The organism is Brevibacillus halotolerans (genome assembly GCF_026891775.1).
GTDB classification, from domain to species: Bacteria; Bacillota; Bacilli; order Brevibacillales; family Brevibacillaceae; genus Brevibacillus_B; species Brevibacillus_B halotolerans.
In genome coordinates this window covers 69,246-86,556 of sequence record NZ_JAPTNK010000013.1, presented here as the reverse complement: position 1 = coordinate 86,556, position 17,311 = coordinate 69,246, and the positions used below count along the sequence as shown (strand labels likewise).

The window sequence follows — 17,311 nt, the reverse complement described above, 5'->3', positions numbered from 1 at the left end:
GTCTCTTGTTTTTTAGTGATATTAGATAACAAAAAAAGTCACCCACGTCCCTTGGATGACCCTTCCTAAGTAATGATGTTGTTTTGACGTAAGAAAGCTTTTAACCGGCACCAGCTATTGCAAAAGCTGTTTTGCAAATAAAATGACAATCGCAAATCCCGTAGCTCCTACTCCAAATGTCAAAACAAATTGTCCCCCTTGATACAAGAAGCTACCGATAATCGGCCCTGCCGCCATGCCGACATAACGAATAAAATTGTAGAAGCCAATCGCTGTTGCTCGCTCTGCTACAAAGAGCTCCGTTAGAAGCGTACTTTGGATTGGCATGGCATAACCGCCACTAAAACCGTATAAAGATAAGCTAAACAAGAGCCATCCTATAGAAATATTTGCGGTTAGTGTAAAAATGACGACCGCTATCAGATGTAAAAAGCAAGTGAACACCAATCTTTGTTCAGTTCTTTCCTGCTGTTTCTTTTTCAATCTTCCACTTACAAAGCTCCCTGCCATCAAGCATAGGGACAATGGTAAAAAGGCAAGCCCTGTTTGCTGAGCAGATAACCCATATGTGTTCTGGAGCACATGTGGTAAAAACACCAATACACTGTAAAACAAATAAAACTGAGCAAAGCCAAGCAACAGGACTAGCCGCCCAATCGGGTGAACAAGTACTTTTCCATAAGCCTGTAGTTGAAATGTTCGTACGATTCCCTTTGTGGGCTTCGTTTCTGGTACAAAGACTAAGCTAGCGAGAAACATAACGAGACCCGTTACACCTAAAAAGGAGAAAATACCCGCAAATCCACTCTGTCCTCCAATAAACCCGCCCAATAATGGCCCGATTACCGATGCTAGGGACAGAAGCATCTGATAGCTGCTCATAGCTTGAGCTCTATGCGATCCTTCAAATATATCCCCAATGACCGTAGCTGCTATCACTGGAATTCCTGCTACTCCGATTCCTTGTAATACACGATAGAATAAAAATCCAAAAATGCTTTCGGCAAAGGCGCATCCCACAGAAGCTATCACATAGAGAAGCAGGCTAGGAAGCAACACAGCCCTGCGTCCGATACTATCAATAAGGGGGCCATACACGATTTGCATGACAGCTAGAGCGATAGTGAACACAGAAATGCTTAGATTGATTAAGTACGGTGATGTATGTAATTGCTCCTGCATTTGCTGTAAGATCGGCGTGTAGATGTTTTGAGACAGCGATCCTACTAACGCGCTGATGGCTAATGTATACAAAATCACTTTTGTCTTCATTCTCTCTTTCCTCCTAACCAATTCACAATTTCCTATTCTGTCTGCTTGTTTTTATGTTCAGCAATGGCATCGCTGAGCAAACGATCAATAAAAGCAAGTTCAGAGCTGGAGTATTTTTGTAAAAACCTCTCGATTCGCCTCTCTGCCTGTTCATGTAGCTCCTCATGTAAACGAAAAATTTCATCACCCATCGGTGTTAACTGAAAATGTACCTCTTTTTGATTATCAGCTCTTTGTTTTTTTACTAGATAACCTCTTTGCAAAAGCTTCGTACTAATCTTAGAAATCGCACCACGAGTCATATCCATCTCTTGTGAAATAGCTGTTACATTTACTTGACCCTGTTTTCCTATACAAGCGATTACATGCAGTTCAGATAAAGTCAGCTCTCCTGTCAGCCTGTCTAAATCTCGAATCAAGTTCATTAAGCCAGTACGTCTTTGCTTCAGGTTTTCTTCATGTTGATGCAGTAGCTTTTGCAGCTTCCCGACAATTTGCTGTGTAATCATGTATCCACTTCCTCTTTCTTTTTTGTTTCCTAGGAAACAAATTAAGTATATCCTGCCCTATTTCAAATCACAAGCTTATGCAAATCTACTTATAAACTTTTACCTTCCCTTTACAAATTACAAAAAAACATTCCATCGCCACACGCTGGTGGTACATGGAATGTTGAGATTGCTATCGCTATCGTCTGGCCTCTTATTTCGCCCCTACTTGAATACTCGATACCCATTGATCTAATGCTCGGCGTTCTTTAGCTTTCGGTACCTGCTGTGGATAGCCTAAATGAAGAGAACCTACAATTTTTTGGTTGGAACGAAAACCGATTTCCTTTGTAAATTCTGCGTCAAAAATATAAGGATTGGTCCGCCATACAGCCCCAATGTTCTGCTCCCAGCATAGCAATTGGATGTTTTGAATAAAGGCACACGTAGCCCCAACTGCTTCAAAATCCTTTTTCTCATGATCAAATACATCTGTTGCTATCAGCATGGAAATCGGTGTACCTTCAAAGTATTCTCGATATGACTCTCTCACCTTTTCCTTTTTCTCATCCGTATGAGATTCAAAAATCCCAATTCGTTCGTAGCTATTAAAGACACATTGGAAAAAAAACTTTTTTTCTTGCTCAGTGGAAGCAATTTTGACTGCCCAAGGCTCTACTTCGCTATGAAAAGGAGCATATGCTGCCTGCTCTAAAATTTTATAGATCGTCTCCAGCGGAATGGGAGTGTTTTCGGTTTGGCGTACAGTTCTTCTGGATGTAATGAGTGTTGCCAACGTCTGCATTGCTTCTGTCATGAGTATGTTCCTCCTCGATAGTTTATTGATCTGGATCTGATGGTATTGTGCCGTTTTATATCTGTATACGTTGTAACAGGTAGCCTTTTCGTTAGCATTTATGTCTACATTCGTAGATTCATTTCACGAAAGATATGCCCATCATTAAAAATGATAATCATTATCAAATATTTACTTGCATTTTATCACCTTTTTGTTCTAGTTACTAGAGGATATTGTCAATAAACTGTTTATCCTTCAAACACCGTTACAAACAAAAAACAAGACCCCATCTTCCGAAAAGGAAAATAGCGCCTTGTCTCTTTTTTATACGTGTCTTTTGCTAATTACCAAATTTTCCACCAAGACTTCTTCGTTTCTCCATTGGTGGCTACTGGATTTTTCTCTTCGGCTTGGTGTGCTTCCAGAAGTTCCTGTGGCAATTTGTCCACATATTCTTGTACCGCTGGCTTAAATTCTTCACGCGTATGTTCTACTAATTCTTTTAAGACATCAATCGCTTTTTTTGTCTCATCTGTTTGTAACAGCGCATTGATATAGTTAAAGCCTGCATATGGACGTTCAAAGCTTGGTTTCCAATATTGCTCGCTAATCTGGATAAGCTGATAAACGTACCCTGCCTGTCCAAGTTCCCCTGTCACGTTCATGACAATTTCTTCATGACCGTTTACTTTCTCTAGCGTTTCTTTAAACATATTCATAGCCGTCAACAGGTCGCCTTCCTTTAAAGCGACTAGGGCTAACACATAATGCGGACGCCATGCACCTTCGCGATTACCAAGCTCGGTTAAATATTGATATAGCTCCTCTTTCTTACCTGCTTCCATAAAGGAGGTAGTCAGCCATTCTAATGCATTGTCCTGATTTGGATCAATAAGCAATGACTTTTGCAAAAGTAATCCTGCCGTATGCTCCTCGCCTCCATGAGCATACAGGCGAGCTAGATTAAGATGAGCGGTAGCTGATTCTGGGTATTGATCAATCGTTTCGTGCAATAGCTTCTGAGCCTGTGGAAATTCCCCTATTTGCATATGTACAATGGAACGGAATATCATTGCTGGTTCAATGGGACCGTATAATTCCAATAAGCGATCCGCTGCTTTAGAAGCCTGCTCAGGAAATTCCTGACGCACCAGCTCCATCGCGAACTCTCGTAATTTTTCATTCTCATTCCAGTAAAGCTCCATATACTTCGGAATTATTGTATTTTGAAAATCCTCACGGGATAACTGCATACTCTGTCCATCTTCATTTTGAAATTCGATAAAATCTGACATGGCTAAAAGGCCTCTCTTTCCATGGCGATATGAGCTTCGTCACCTAGTTTTTAAAAAATCGATCTCTTCTCTAACAGATTTCTTGTTATCACCCTGCAATTCCTGCAATGAAGGCAGAGAAAATACAAAATGATCTCCCCAAGCCGCCTTTTCATTAGGCCCTACAAGGAAATCATTCTGATCGTTACCTATATCCAAGCTTTCATATTTACCTTACGAATAAATTCCTCAGGTGATTCCTTTGTCGCACCTTGTTCAGGCTCTTCGTCAGCAAGACCTACCACTTTTCGAAACAAAGCTTCATTTTTGGTAGCCAAGGCAAAGTCAAGCAAAGCTTCTTGCTGCGCTCGCTCAGCTGCTTCCGCCCAAATGGTCTCTTCTAAAGCAATATCTTTATCCGTTACAGGAAAATGCCGATCATATTTTGGGACACGAATCAACCAGTCAAAAGCCGAATCCGGGTTGCGATCGCGGCCAATAAGATAGGCATGTTCTCCGATTGGCAACGATTGTTCAAAGGAATCTGCTGTGATAATTACCCGTTGTCCAAGTGTAAACATAGACACGAGCCCCCTTTTCCAACAGCTATTGTACTATCTATCTTACTCATTTCGTGTAGAATTGGAAAGAGAAAATCCTTGATTAGGCAATTCAGTATAGGTAATTGGTGTGAGTTTGGCTAGCTTCGGCCTATTCCTCCTCTTAAAAAAACGGAATATTTGTTGTACAATGAAAATATTAGATCGATAGTTAAATTACGGATAGTAAGAAGCATAACGATAACGAGGTGTAGCTTGTGAACGGATTGTTTTCCTGGTTTATTGTCGGTTGGACTATTGTGCTAGTTGGTCTGTTTGCCATTGGTGGCTATTTTATGTTCCGAAAATTTCTAAAATCAATGCCTAAGCAGGATGGTAAATCGGAATTAGATTGGCAAGATCACTTTATTGATCAGACTAGTCATATGTGGGATGACAATAGCCTTCAGCTATTAAACGAACTGGTTAGCCCTGTGCCTGAGTTGTTCCGTCCCGTTGCGAGACGTACCATTGCTGCTAAAATTGGACAGTTGGCACTAGATGAAAAAGCTGAGCATATGACAACAGAGCTAATCATTCGCGGATATATCATCGCAACGCCAAAACGTGATCATAAATTTTTGATTGCCCATTTAAAAGAAAAAGAAATTGACTTTACACCTTTTCAAAAATATTTACAAGCCTGAAACTTCCCTGCTCCTATTTCGTATATATTACTAACCGACTTAAAGGGGAGACCAAGATGAAATTTTTACTCATTTTAGCGATGTTAGCTTTGATTCCAATTGTATTGATTGCCGTAGTGGCACTTGTTATAGCAGGGAAAGCTAGTCGGTTTATCCAAGGACTGAAAAATGGCAATAGCTCTCATGTTTTTTCCAGTACTGTATCGCATAAAAACGGGCCTTTTCAGAACAAGCCTCGCGAACATTCCATTTCAGATGATGACGATGTCGTCTTCCTTGGTAAACGTCAATAACAGAATGAACACCGATATAGATAACAAATTAAAACCCTTCTGCTTATCCCGTCTTAAAAATGGCTGGGGATCAGAAGGGTTTTCGTATGGAATTTTAATAGCGTATGTTATATGAAAAATCAATTCTTTACAAGAACGTTATTTAAAATCTTCTAACACCTGCTCCAACTGTCTCTCCGCAAGAGATTCCAGCCGCACATCATACTCTGCAAAAATATGCTTACGAGATAGCTCATGTGGTGTAATCATACAGTACATTCCAGCCGCTTTGGCAGCTTTCGCTCCAGTGACTGAATCCTCCACGGCAATTGCTTCATACGGTCTTACTCCTAGGCACTCAAGCGTTTTTGTGTAAAGCTCTGGGTCAGGTTTGACCTGCAGCACATCATCCTTGGTTAAGACACAAGAAAAATAATCCCGTATACCATATTTCTTTAGATGAGGATCGACCCAGGAACGGGGAGAGCTAGAGGCCAGACCAATTTTTAACCCTAGATTACGCGCTGCTTCTAAATAATCCCGTACACCTGGCCGCAAATCTGTTGTCTGCAACAATTCTCTGTGACGATTCAACCATTTATCTTCTGTTGCAACTCGGTCAATCGGAGTTTGAATCAGCTCTTCTAAATGAGAAAAAGGGTCAAATACAAGCTCACTCCCCACCCCTTGTGACCATAGATCAACAGGAAGTATTACACCATAAGAATCATAGATTTCCTTAAATGATTGATATAATGTCCATTCCGTATCTAAGATGGTTCCGTCAAAATCAAACACTAGCGCTTTTATCATGGTATCCTCCTACCTGTTAATCTATCTAACCTAAGAATGTGACAATCTCTAAAAAAACAAAAATGTTTTCTTACTTTAAATCATATGTATTTCATGAAAACGGAAAGGTATGCTCCTCTATCCTCAATGTATCATTCTTTTCAAAGACGAAACAACTTTTAATCTGCTATAGTAGAAAAAAGGCAATAATTTCGATCTTGTTTGGAAGGAAGGGATGAAATGTTACAGAGTAAGCTGCAAGATCCCATGGTGCAAGCTGATTGGCTTTATGAACACCTGAATGATCCTTCAATTGTAATACTAGACTGCCGTTTTATACTTGGACAACCAGATCTAGGGCGTGCAGAATACGATGCAGGGCATATTCCAGGGGCCGTCTACATCAGCTTGGAGTCAGACCTATCCGGCCAAAAAACAGAGCAGGGGCATGGTGGACGCCATCCATTGCCGAACATTGCCGCTATGGAAGCTTTATTTTCCCGAATTGGTATTGACCAACATACAACCGTTGTCGCCTATGACGGGGATGATTTGGCAATGGCAGCACGTTTGTGGTGGATGTTACGCTACGTTGGACATGAGCGGGTATATGTACTTGATGGTGGTTATGCCGCATGGAACAGAGCTACTTATCCGACTAGTATAGAAATCCTGCATAGAAAGCCACGTTCCTTCACAGCTAATGTCCAATCAGATATGCTTCTTACCAAGAATGAAGTGGTCCAGCGAGAGTCTTCTACACCTCTTCTGGATTCTCGTGCCCCGGAGCGCTATCGTGGGGAAATGGAACCATTGGACCCTAAGGCTGGACACATTCCTGGAGCTAAGTGTTTCTTTTACAAATATACCCTGCAAGCAGACGGCACATTACAAACGAAAGAACAACTGCAAAATCATTTCGGTGAGTTATTACAGCAAGAACAAATTATCGTGTACTGTGGATCGGGTGTAACAGCATGCGTTAATCTTCTAGCGCTTATGAGAGCCGGTCGACCCGATGCCAAGCTGTACGGAGGAAGCTGGAGCGATTGGTCCTCCTATCCAGATAGCCCTGTGGCGACAGGAGATGAGTAATGAAAAGAAAGACCATCTAGTACGTTTAGATGGTCTTTTTCTAATGATTTGCTAACATTTGGATTGTGCATTTATATGGAATTATTGACTACGAAAAATACTGATCTGACACCGCTTATTTTTACTTATTTATACCATGTAACGCTTCTAACGCTTCCTCTTCTGTTCGTTTGAAAAACACCTGTTTTCCTTTGTTGCATTCGTACATAAAGTCTTTCAAACTCTTGCTGTTATAGGAGTCAAATTCTCCAACCAGTGCAAGCTTCATTTTATAATTTGTATACTTTTGTAAAATTTCACCTGCAAGACCTGTTTTTAAATCAAAGAACTCCTCAGTCAGGTGTTCTTTTCTCAAAAGCATTTTCTCGCATCCATTATATCCTACGTTTGCTATTAAATCCAAAGCATCGTTTACATTCTGAATGATGACGCTGTCGCTTGATATCATGGCAACCTTTGAATTGCCTTTTTCATCCACCTTAATTTCCATATTGCACCTCTCTTCTATTCTCTCTCTTCTTGTTGTAACAATATACCACAATCCAGATGTGTTAGAACTGGAATTTTACAATAAATTCTAAAGTAATAGATAATACTATTATCTTAATATTGCCCCTTCTAAACAGAAAGGAAAAGCGCCATTCAACGGGGCTTTTCCATCTTTATTTGTTCTATTAACGCTGATAGCCTGGGAATGCCCAGATTCCTGAAGTGCGTAATAAATCACGGTAAATCCCTAGCTTTTCATCCTTGGTTACTTGCTTTGCTTTTTCAGCAGATGCGTAATCCATATATACCATGTTCGTAAAGGTACGTTTATTTTCTTTTCCCATTAGGCGCGCATAGTGATCACTAGATGCTTGGAAGCCAGATAGAGCTCGACGCATATGTGTTGCATTTGTTACTAAGGTTGCATCAGTAATCTCCATGGTCTCTAAAATAGCCGTTGTGCATAATGCGTTTTCAACTGTATCAGATGCACTCTTTTCTAATACAATCCGATTCTGATCTACTCCTTTTTCCAACAACCATTTGCTCATCGCTTCTGCTTCTGTAATACCATTTTTTGGCGAGCCACCTGTAACGATAATTTTGGAATGAGGATATTTTTTTGCAATAGCTAATCCAGCTTGCAAACGTTCAATTAATGGTTGTTTCATAGAGCCATTATCTTCAAGTGCAAAGCCTAAAATAATAATCGCATGATTTTTTTGAGGAAGATTTTGAGGCACTGTGGTATTCAGTTCCGTTTTTAAATATCCATCTGCCGCTTGTAGCTTCGCTTGGAAAGCTGCTGCTCGCTGTGGATCAATCTTTTGTAATGCAGCCATGGATTTTTGATAGGTAGCCTCGTCACCATTTACCTTCGAATAAACACCATACAATAGATTTGCCTCAAAATGATTAGGCTGGAAATTAACAATTTGCTTGTAGATGCCTACAGCCTCTTCTACTTTCTTCTGAAAAACCAAGGTTGAGGCCAAATAGAATTTTAACTCCATGTTAAATGGGTCTAAGGAGCTTGCTTCCTTCAGATTTTTTTCCATTAATGCAAATTTATCTTTTTGAGAGCTATTGCGAAACAGGTCAATTGTGGAATCAACCAGATGCTGTATTCGTTGTGCTGTTGTTTCGTTTTTTACAACAGGAGTTGTTTCTCCTTGAGCAAATGCGCTAGTGAGAGGAGAGACAGAGAGTGCCAGCGCTAATGAAAGGATCAGTTTGTTTTTGTGTCTTATCATGGTAGTTCCTCCTAATAGTTCTTAGCGATGTACGTTACCTATTGAGTCAAATAGGTACAGCTAGGTTATGTAAGCGCATTAAAAATTAACGAATAAAATAAAAAAGGCATAAGGCAAAAAAAACGGAAGAATTGCTCCGTTCATTTGGCTTATGCCTAGTCTAACTAGTAACACGCCGCAAAAATGATATCGCTTACAAAAAACATGATACCACAGTCTACTTATACAAACAATTGTAGATAACGATTATTTTTTATCCAAAAGGTAAGAAATGACTAACTTACTATAAATGTCAGGCATAAAATAAACGCTGGAACAGCAGCAGAAAGATGGGGAAAATCCCCCACTAACGAATTATGATTCTCCACCTACGCTGTAGTTTGTAAAAGCAAATCATTATCAGAATATTATGGGAGGATGTAGATATGGTGAAAGTAATTTCAATTTTTCCTCAGTCATTGTATCATTTTTACATATAAGAGCGCTCTTACCTTATTAATGATGAAAGGAACATGAAAATGGACATCAATCAAACATATTACCAGCGTGTAATTTTGACTAATCTGATTGACAAGGTTTCATTTCTAGCAAATAACGTAGCTGGCATGGCGGTAAAGAATGCAGAAAATTACGTCAAAGTAGATTGTGGTCTTCCCGCAGATACGTTTAATATCATTGTATTACAGAATAATCGACTAAACCAATCGGAAGAAAAAGAATTAAAAAAAGATATACGCCACTTTCAAACTAAAAAGTTCCCCATGGCCTTTTGGTACTGGGAGGATGGCCAAGATTTGAGTCCTATACTGGAGGGTACTGGATTAGCAGAAGCCGAAATGAATGTGGCCATGCTCGCAAATGTAGACCAATTAGAGCCTGTTGTGTTGGCCCCCGAAGGCTTTGTCATAAGGCAAGTATCAACTGCTGAAGATATCAGAGTATTTGGCGAAGTACTTGCCTCTCTGTTTCCTACGTCACAGGAATCATCCTCGGTACGCTCTTATTATGAACAACTCTCCTCCTATCCACAATTATTTAGTGAAAAAATGAAGCTCTATCTTGGTGCATACAAAGAGGAGATTGTTTCAATTGGTTCCCTGGTTTTCACCAAAGAGAGTGTTGGTATCTACGATATTGCTACAAGATCAGAATACAGGGGAAGAGGCTTGGGATCGGCAATGTTTAATTTTCTTGTCATGGAGGTCCAAAAACAAAAAATTCCTCTCTGTGTTCTCCAAGCCTCTCCTGATGGAATCAATATCTATAAAAGATCTGGATTTCAATCCGTCGGTCAGATAAAGGTTTTTGAAAATCGGCATTTAGTTGAGGAATAAACCTATATTGTTCCTCTCTCAAATCCCTTCCTGTGATTCATTTTTAGACTTTACACACGAAAAGCCCATGATTTCTCTTCAGCGATGGAAACCATGGGCTTTTTCGATAAATGTTAACAGTACAAAATAGGCTAACGTGGACTACTTGCTCTTACTTGACCATCTTTTGATCAGTTCCTCCGCTGTCAGGACGGTTTCAGCTTCCCCTAACTTTTCACCTAGTTGAGTCACATAGGGCGTGTCCAATCCTGCGCGTTGCAAAAGCTCCCGATTGGAAAAGACATCGCGAGTGTCAGCGTCAACGAGTACCTGCCCTTGGTTCAAAACAATGGTTCGCTCAAAATGGGCAGCCACAAAATCCATATCATGCAAAATAGCCAGCACTAGTTTGCCTTCCTGGTTTAACTGCCTAATAATTTCAGCAATCCGCCGTTTTCCAGCATCGTCCTGTGCTATTGTTGGCTCGTCTAAAATGACAACCTCCGTATTCATAGCAACCACAGATGCGATGGTAATTAGTTTTTTCTCCGATAGTCCCAGATCATGTGGATTCTCAGCATGACGATCCCACAAGCCTACTAGCTGCAATGCTTCCTTGGCACGCTGCTTTGCCGTTTGCACGTCTACCTTGAGCTGTAGGGGGCCAAACATCACTTCGTCTACGACCGTTCTTTTAAAAATCTGATCATGTGGATTTTGAAAGACGAGTCCAATTGAACCAGCAAGCTGAGCTACCGTTGCTGTTTTTGTATCAACCTCTCCAATGAGAATGTCACCCGCTGTTGGTTGCAATAAGCCTTTTAGCAGCTTGACGAACGTTGTTTTCCCCGCACCATTTTGACCAATAATAGCTGTTGTGCGTTGGTCAAAGGCAAGCGATATTCCTTTTAGTACTTCTTGGCCATTTTGATAACCAAACCGAACATCCATTAGTTTAATCATGCTGGTCACCCTCATTAGACTGCGATCTTTGTTGCCCATGGTACTCGATAGGCTTTATTGTTGTTTTCAAGGAATCTGATATTTGTTGTCCTTCAGCCATCCCTTGCCTATTTGGCTGCTGATATGCCTCATACGAACGCTGTGCTTCCTCTAATGTAACAGGATATGTATTGGCACCAGGTACCTTTAGCCCTAATTCACGACATACTCTGGTATAGACAGGTGGTTGAATATCGTACTGAGCCAAATCATCGCGTGAAAACAGGCGGGGCGGTGTATCCACATCAATCAATTTTCCCTGATGAAATAAAGCAATACGGTCAGCGTATTCGGCCAGCTTTTCCATTTTGTGTTCAGCCAATATGACAGTCATGCCTTCCTGACTCAAGCTATGGATAGCACGAAAAACCTCCTCGGAGCCTTGGGGATCTAGCTGAGACGTAGGTTCATCCAGCACGATCACCTGAGGACGCATAGCAATAACACTAGCAATTGCCATGCGTTGCATCTGGCCACCTGACAAGTCAAATGGGGCTCGGTCCTTGCATTCCTCGATATCTAACAAATGGAGGACTTGATCAATTCTCTCCATCATCTGTTGACGAGGCACACCCAATTGTTCCAAGCCAAACGCAATTTCTTCATACACCGTTAGCTTAGCACCTGTCACCTGTGTAAAAGGATTCTGAAAGACAATGCCCACCTTGCGTATGGTTTCGTCAATTCCTGCTTTGCCCACATCCGTGCCATCAATCATCACACTGCCCCCGTAGGCTCCTTTATAAAAATGAGGGACTAGGCCGGTTAATGCTTGGCAAAATGTTGATTTACCCGCTCGATTTTGTCCAATCACACCAAGGAACTCACCACGTTGCACTGTCATGCTCACACCATCTAACGCCAATTGTTCGCTCATCGGGTACCGATATTTTAGCTGTTTAATCTCAATGTGACTCATCCGATAACCCTCCAAACAATCGCAATCACTATGCATACTCCCATGAGTACTCGTAACATTTTTCCATGTGCATATTGTGTTTCTTCCTGCAAGAACGTCTTAGGACCGGCCACATTAAATCCGCGAACCTGTATGGCTAGGCTTCGTTCCTTCGTATCAATGAGCGAGCTTAATACAACCGGACCGATTAGTGGAACAAATGCTTTTATTCTGGTCAGCAGGCCTCCTTGTGTCTCCATTCCTCGCGATCGCTGCGCATCTGTAATCGTTTCCATTGTTGCCATCATTTGTGGGATAATTTGAAATACAGAGCTTAATACATATCCGAAGCGAGGCGACAACCCTTTTCGGACAAGCGAGTCAATTAAATCAGACGGTTTCGTCGTCAGGACAAGAATGAGAAAGGCTCCTACAATATTTAGGGCGCGAAAACAAATCCCCAGCGCATATAGTAGTCCTTCCTGATAAAACGCCCAAGAACCAATATGAAATAGTACTGTTTGGTTTTCCACATGAAAAAAACCTTGGATCAGCACAATGGTTATCAGCACAAATCCAACAAAGCTAATGACTGCCAAAGCACGTTTGAACACTTTGCCAATCCATAAAATAAAGAAGCTCACCAGCATCCCAAATAAGGCAGTGTACAGAGTCGGTAAAATAATAGGTACCAATATAGCAAAAACAATATAGAACAGCTTGGTAATCGGATCAATCTGGTGTATGACCGTATCCTTTTGAACATATAAACTTAATGTTTTCATGGTTTCTACACCTCTTATCTACCAACTTAATCCAGTGACTCAATATCTGACTTGTTTTTGTACATATGAATAAGACTCTTTGGCAATACCCGATATATACCATAGGCAACCAAAACCGTTAAAAGTTTATCCGGAACGTCCACCACTAGTTCATCTAAGAAAGAAGCAAGCCAGATGGATTGTGTCTTGTTCATTACAGATGCAAACACAATATCGCCCCATAAATTCCCTGTCTGTCCTCCCCAAAACCATACATTTAGCGGTGTAGAAATAAGTACAGCGGTGACCCCGACAGTTAATCCAACAACCGCCGCCTTACCCCAACTGTTTATCCAGCCCTTAAAAGCCATTACCCCTGCAACCAAGCCCATGCACAAACTCGTTATAGCATATACAAACGAAATCGGGTCCACTGTTAAACCATAAATAATGTTGTTAATAAGTCCAGACAATCCCCCGATAATAGGACCCGCAAGCAAACTAGCCAGCACTGTTCCAATAGCATCCAGCCATAGAGGTAATTTTAAGAGTCCAGCAAACAGCTTACCGATGTAATTTACACCAACTGCTACTGGAATAAGTACGAGAGCAGTAGTTGATAATGACCACATGCTGCGTTTTGTAGACATGTACATTCCTCCTTAACAAAATTAGTTTTAGTATGGAGGCTAAAAGCCATACTAGCAATAGTTTCGTAACAATTTGCACAAGAAGTTTTTAATTTGTCCTCGTTCTCTACTAGATTTACCATGTACTGACAATTCACTCCTCAAAAAATGAAAATTCTCCCCGTCATGGCGCCATATTAGCGCCGCACCGGAGAGACTGCTTGCCACTTTTTATCCTGAAACAGGATGCAACACACACTAGCCGTCATCAGCACGAGAAATCCAGTAAAAAATGAGCGACTGATATTATCAAATATTCCCGCCACTATCGGACTTAATATAGCTCCAGCAGACATAATAGCAGAGTAAAAACTAAATGCGGTTCCGTAGAGCTGACGAGGAGCATAAGAGGTTAAAATGGTTGTCATTGCCGGAAATAACAGACCAAAGGCTCCCCCCACTATAAACATCATCCAGTAAATCGAGACATTCCAATTCATTGCTGTCGCATAAAACATGGCACTCAACATAGATAGGCCAATTAAGCAGCGAACCACAGGCGATTTACGTTGAATCTGCGCTATGCTCAAGGTAAGCAATGAGCCTATTCCCATCATGCTAAAAACCATTCCAGTGACAGTAGGATCTAAATGCTGACGTGCAATTAATAGCGGTACTTCATACATCATAGTCCCTTGCGCATACATGATAGCAAAGGCAGAAAAGAAAGCGGGATACATCCCGACGCTTCCGAATATCACCTGTAGCGTTGCTTTTACCGTTTTCTTTTGACTCAGGCTGTTTTGGTGGCCCTGCTTTTGTTCCTGCACCTCCTCCTTGAATACATATTCCTCAGGATTCACCCTCCTTGCATCACCACTATGCTTGGGTAAAAAGAGCAATGCAATCAACCCTGTGATTAGCATTACCCACCCCAGAATGACAAAGGAGTTAGCAAATCCAAACCTTCCTGCGAGAAATCCCCCGACCGCTGGTGACAAAATAGAGGCAAAGGTCAGAATAATCCCCTTTTGCACAAATATTTTATTTTGCTCATCGACCGTATCCGCAGATGAGGCGAGTACTGCAAAGCAAGCTGGAGAAACAAAAGCCATAACATACCCATAGGTCAAACGAATACCGAGCAATTGCGTAGAGCTATCAATAATCCCATGCAGCATTAATAGAATTCCTGAGATCATCAAGCCTGCGCTAATAAATCCTTTTTTGCTATAACGATCAATGATAGGTCCTGCTGTCAAATTGCCAATCAGGTTAGTGAAGGAATACGCGCTTAACAAAAGTCCAATTAGCAACGCAGGCGCTCCTAATTCTTCAATAAAGGGTGACAAGAGGGGCATTTGTGCATGCATGTCGAACGAGGCCAAAAACAAAATGACAAACAGCAACCAAAGGGCATACTTTCTCCGCAAAACAATTTCCACTCCTTCCTTTGCTACTGCTCTTTTCACTATATGAGAGTGGCTGTCCGCTTCATGAATGAAAAAACCTTTTTATACAAAGAAAGACGCAAAAGATGTCTTTGCATCCCTTGCGTCTTCTAGCAGTTGCTTTTGTATGTTAGTCCGTTACACGTTGTAATCCTAGTGAACTCTCATGGAAAGTAAGCTTCGGATATTTTTCCTGTGCCATGCGCAATTGGTATTCACTATCAAATAGCATGACTAGACGACCATAACGATCTGTAACAGATTGGCTACGTGATTTAACCGCATCCATCGCCTCTTTATCCCCTTCGATCCAGCGAGCAATCTGATAGGACATGCGTTGTAATTCAATATCAACGCCGTACTCTGCCTTCAAGCGATACTCCAGTACTTCAAATTGCAAGACACCAACCACTCCAAGAATGAGTTCATCCCATGGATGGGTCTTAAACAATTGCACAGTACCTTCTTCTGTCAGTTGCATGACGCCTTTTTGGAATTGCTTGTGCTTCATCGCGTCTTTAACGGTCACCTTAGCAAAGAATTCTGGAGAGAAATGAGGCATTTCCTCATATTCAAATGCAGGCCCAACACAGAGTGTATCTCCAATTTGAAAAATTCCTGGGTCAAATAACCCAATCACGTCACCAGCAAATGATTCATCAACGATTTCGCGATCCTGCGCCATAAATTGCATGGGTTGAGCCAATTTAATATCCTTGCCTAACCGCACGTGACGAACACTCATTCCTCTTTGGAACTTACCTGAGCAAATTCGCATAAATGCTACACGGTCCCGATGTGCTGGGTTCATGTTCGCCTGAATTTTAAAGATAAAACCAGAGAATTTACCACTTAATGGATCAATCTCACCGATCGTACTTTTCTTTGGTGAAGGTGATGGCGCCATCTGCAAGAAATTTTCTAGGAAAGTTTGCACGCCGAAGTTATTGATCGCCGAACCGAAAAATACCGGAGTTAGCTCCCCTTTCGCAATCAGCGACTCATCGTATTCATCGCCAGCGATATCTAACAATGAAACCTCTTCCTGAAGCTGATCGTACAAAACCTCGCCTACGCTGCTCTTAATTTTAGGATCATCAGGTCCACTTACCTCAACAGAGGATATCTCCTGGTGATCGCTACCATCCTGATACAGCTCAACGCGATTTTTCATTCGGTCGTATACACCGCAAAGATCGCTCCCCATACCGATTGGCCAGTTCATTGGATAAGAGCGGATTCCCAAAACATTCTCTAGTTCTTCTAAAAGAGAGAACGGGTCCTTTCCGTGACGATCCAATTTGTTGATAAAGGTAAAAATAGGAATCCCACGCATCCGACAAACCTTAAACAGCTTAATGGTCTGCGCCTCTACCCCTTTTGCTACGTCAATGATCATGACCGCGGCATCAGCAGCAGTCAATGTACGGTACGTATCTTCACTAAAGTCTTCATGACCAGGTGTATCCAAAATGTTAATATGGTGTCCTTTATATTCAAAGTCCATCGCAGAGGAGGTTACTGAGATACCACGTTTTTTCTCAATCTCCATCCAGTCGGAAGTAGCATGCTTCGAATTTTTACGTCCTTTCACCACGCCGGCTTCTCGAATAGCGCCTCCATAATACAATAATTTTTCAGTCATTGTCGTTTTCCCGGCATCCGGGTGGGAAATGATAGCGAATGTACGCCGTCTCGTAATTTCATTCTCCCAATTCACTTGTGATTGAGTCATTTATTCATTCTCCTATAGCAATCAAATTCTTCCTTACGCTTCTCTACCAGTACGATTATACAAACAAACTCGCCACGATAAAAGAGAAAAGTCTACAATCAACACGAATCTCTTCAACCACGTCCTATCTTTCCTGAAACTTTATCCAACATGATCCGTCATTCATGTAAAAGGTTTCTATATTTTCACAACAAAGGGGGTGTGCATCATCGGTCGTATAAAAATGATGATCGGACTTGTTTTGATAGCTGCTTTAATGAGCATTGGACTGATATCTGCATATCTTGACTCCAAACAATCAGCCAAACTAGAAGCACACTTGCTATCACTACCTGTTATTTTGAAGAATAACATAGGATTGCTTTAGATGTAGCTGATCACTAACAAGTGCGTCTGCTTCCAAGGTGCCTTTTACCATTTGGAGTCCATCTTTTGTCAGATCAAAGCTGTTCTAAACCAGCATACCAAGAGTAAGAAGAAATGAAACTGGCGTAATGACGGTTTTGAACTATTTATTGCGGCTGACACTGTCTCTACTG

Annotated in this window: 18 protein-coding genes; 4 read left to right on the top strand and 14 right to left on the bottom strand. The window is 41.3% G+C overall.

All coding sequences use genetic code 11. The features are described 5' to 3' along the window. Nucleotides 1-114 precede the first annotated feature (114 nt). The 5 genes from O0550_RS16475 to O0550_RS16455 form a co-directional block, all read right to left on the bottom strand. Nucleotides 115-1,272 (bottom strand): MFS transporter, encoded by a 1,158-nt coding sequence (locus O0550_RS16475; protein ID WP_258426847.1) that lies wholly within the window; start codon nucleotides 1,270-1,272, stop codon nucleotides 115-117. Nucleotides 1,273-1,304: 32 nt separating this feature from the next. Next, a complete protein-coding gene (locus tag O0550_RS16470) occupies nucleotides 1,305-1,781 on the bottom strand; it encodes a MarR family transcriptional regulator (RefSeq protein WP_258426846.1) in 477 nt (158 codons plus the stop codon). A gap of 193 nt (nucleotides 1,782-1,974) precedes the next feature. Next, nucleotides 1,975-2,577: a nitroreductase family protein gene (locus O0550_RS16465; RefSeq protein WP_003338071.1), complete on the bottom strand. Its 603-nt coding sequence runs from the start codon at nucleotides 2,575-2,577 to the stop codon at nucleotides 1,975-1,977. A gap of 326 nt (nucleotides 2,578-2,903) precedes the next feature. After that, on the bottom strand, nucleotides 2,904-3,854 hold the full coding sequence (locus tag O0550_RS16460; RefSeq protein ID WP_003338072.1) for a tetratricopeptide repeat protein: 951 nt from the start codon (nucleotides 3,852-3,854) through the stop codon (nucleotides 2,904-2,906). Between the two features lie 188 nt (nucleotides 3,855-4,042). Beyond that, on the bottom strand, nucleotides 4,043-4,414 hold the full coding sequence (locus O0550_RS16455) for a hypothetical protein (protein WP_003338077.1): 372 nt from the start codon (nucleotides 4,412-4,414) through the stop codon (nucleotides 4,043-4,045). A 236-nt stretch (nucleotides 4,415-4,650) separates the two neighbouring features. On the opposite strand from O0550_RS16455, the gene O0550_RS16450 reads away from it, so the two are divergent. Both O0550_RS16450 and O0550_RS16445 read left to right on the top strand, forming a co-directional pair. Continuing rightward, entirely contained in the window at nucleotides 4,651-5,079 is a 429-nt protein-coding gene (locus O0550_RS16450) for a DUF2621 domain-containing protein (RefSeq protein ID WP_258426845.1), read from the top strand. 56 nt (nucleotides 5,080-5,135) lie between these two features. Further along, a complete protein-coding gene (locus O0550_RS16445; protein WP_022584980.1) occupies nucleotides 5,136-5,372 on the top strand; it encodes a hypothetical protein in 237 nt (78 codons plus the stop codon). Between the two features lie 138 nt (nucleotides 5,373-5,510). Here the strand turns inward: O0550_RS16445 and O0550_RS16440 are convergent, their stop codons facing one another. Continuing rightward, entirely contained in the window at nucleotides 5,511-6,164 is a 654-nt protein-coding gene (locus O0550_RS16440; protein WP_101667855.1) for an HAD family hydrolase, read from the bottom strand. Nucleotides 6,165-6,383: 219 nt separating this feature from the next. On the opposite strand from O0550_RS16440, the gene O0550_RS16435 reads away from it, so the two are divergent. After that, nucleotides 6,384-7,238: a sulfurtransferase gene (locus O0550_RS16435; protein WP_258426844.1), complete on the top strand. Its 855-nt coding sequence runs from the start codon at nucleotides 6,384-6,386 to the stop codon at nucleotides 7,236-7,238. 121 nt (nucleotides 7,239-7,359) lie between these two features. Here O0550_RS16435 and O0550_RS16430 read toward each other — a convergent pair whose 3' ends face one another. Together O0550_RS16430 and O0550_RS16425 are read right to left on the bottom strand one after the other, a co-directional pair. Further along, nucleotides 7,360-7,728, bottom strand: a complete 369-nt coding sequence (locus O0550_RS16430) for a DUF4180 domain-containing protein (protein WP_258426843.1) — start codon at nucleotides 7,726-7,728, stop codon at nucleotides 7,360-7,362. 184 nt (nucleotides 7,729-7,912) lie between these two features. Further along, complete coding sequence (locus tag O0550_RS16425; RefSeq protein WP_003343832.1) at nucleotides 7,913-8,980, bottom strand: YdcF family protein; 1,068 nt, start codon at nucleotides 8,978-8,980, stop codon at nucleotides 7,913-7,915. 518 nt (nucleotides 8,981-9,498) lie between these two features. On the opposite strand from O0550_RS16425, the gene O0550_RS16420 reads away from it, so the two are divergent. Then, nucleotides 9,499-10,314, top strand: coding sequence for a GNAT family N-acetyltransferase (locus O0550_RS16420; protein WP_258426873.1), 816 nt, complete (start codon nucleotides 9,499-9,501; stop codon nucleotides 10,312-10,314). A 141-nt stretch (nucleotides 10,315-10,455) separates the two neighbouring features. Here O0550_RS16420 and O0550_RS16415 read toward each other — a convergent pair whose 3' ends face one another. The 6 genes from O0550_RS16415 to O0550_RS16390 form a co-directional block, all read right to left on the bottom strand. Beyond that, a complete protein-coding gene (locus O0550_RS16415) occupies nucleotides 10,456-11,256 on the bottom strand; it encodes an energy-coupling factor ABC transporter ATP-binding protein (protein WP_003343827.1) in 801 nt (266 codons plus the stop codon). Then, the gene (locus O0550_RS16410; RefSeq protein WP_258426842.1) at nucleotides 11,249-12,214 is read right to left on the bottom strand and encodes an energy-coupling factor ABC transporter ATP-binding protein; all 966 of its coding nucleotides are present in this window, start codon (nucleotides 12,212-12,214) and stop codon (nucleotides 11,249-11,251) included. The genes O0550_RS16415 and O0550_RS16410 overlap by 8 nt, the downstream gene beginning before the upstream one ends. Beyond that, on the bottom strand, nucleotides 12,211-12,978 hold the full coding sequence (locus O0550_RS16405) for an energy-coupling factor transporter transmembrane component T family protein (RefSeq protein WP_258426841.1): 768 nt from the start codon (nucleotides 12,976-12,978) through the stop codon (nucleotides 12,211-12,213). The genes O0550_RS16410 and O0550_RS16405 overlap by 4 nt, the downstream gene beginning before the upstream one ends. A 26-nt stretch (nucleotides 12,979-13,004) precedes the next feature. Next, nucleotides 13,005-13,607, bottom strand: a complete 603-nt coding sequence (locus O0550_RS16400) for a hypothetical protein (protein ID WP_003338089.1) — start codon at nucleotides 13,605-13,607, stop codon at nucleotides 13,005-13,007. 176 nt (nucleotides 13,608-13,783) lie between these two features. Beyond that, nucleotides 13,784-15,019, bottom strand: coding sequence for an MFS transporter (locus O0550_RS16395; protein WP_121473761.1), 1,236 nt, complete (start codon nucleotides 15,017-15,019; stop codon nucleotides 13,784-13,786). Nucleotides 15,020-15,167: 148 nt separating this feature from the next. After that, complete coding sequence (locus O0550_RS16390) at nucleotides 15,168-16,772, bottom strand: peptide chain release factor 3 (protein ID WP_258426840.1); 1,605 nt, start codon at nucleotides 16,770-16,772, stop codon at nucleotides 15,168-15,170. Nucleotides 16,773-17,311: the final 539 nt, after the last annotated feature.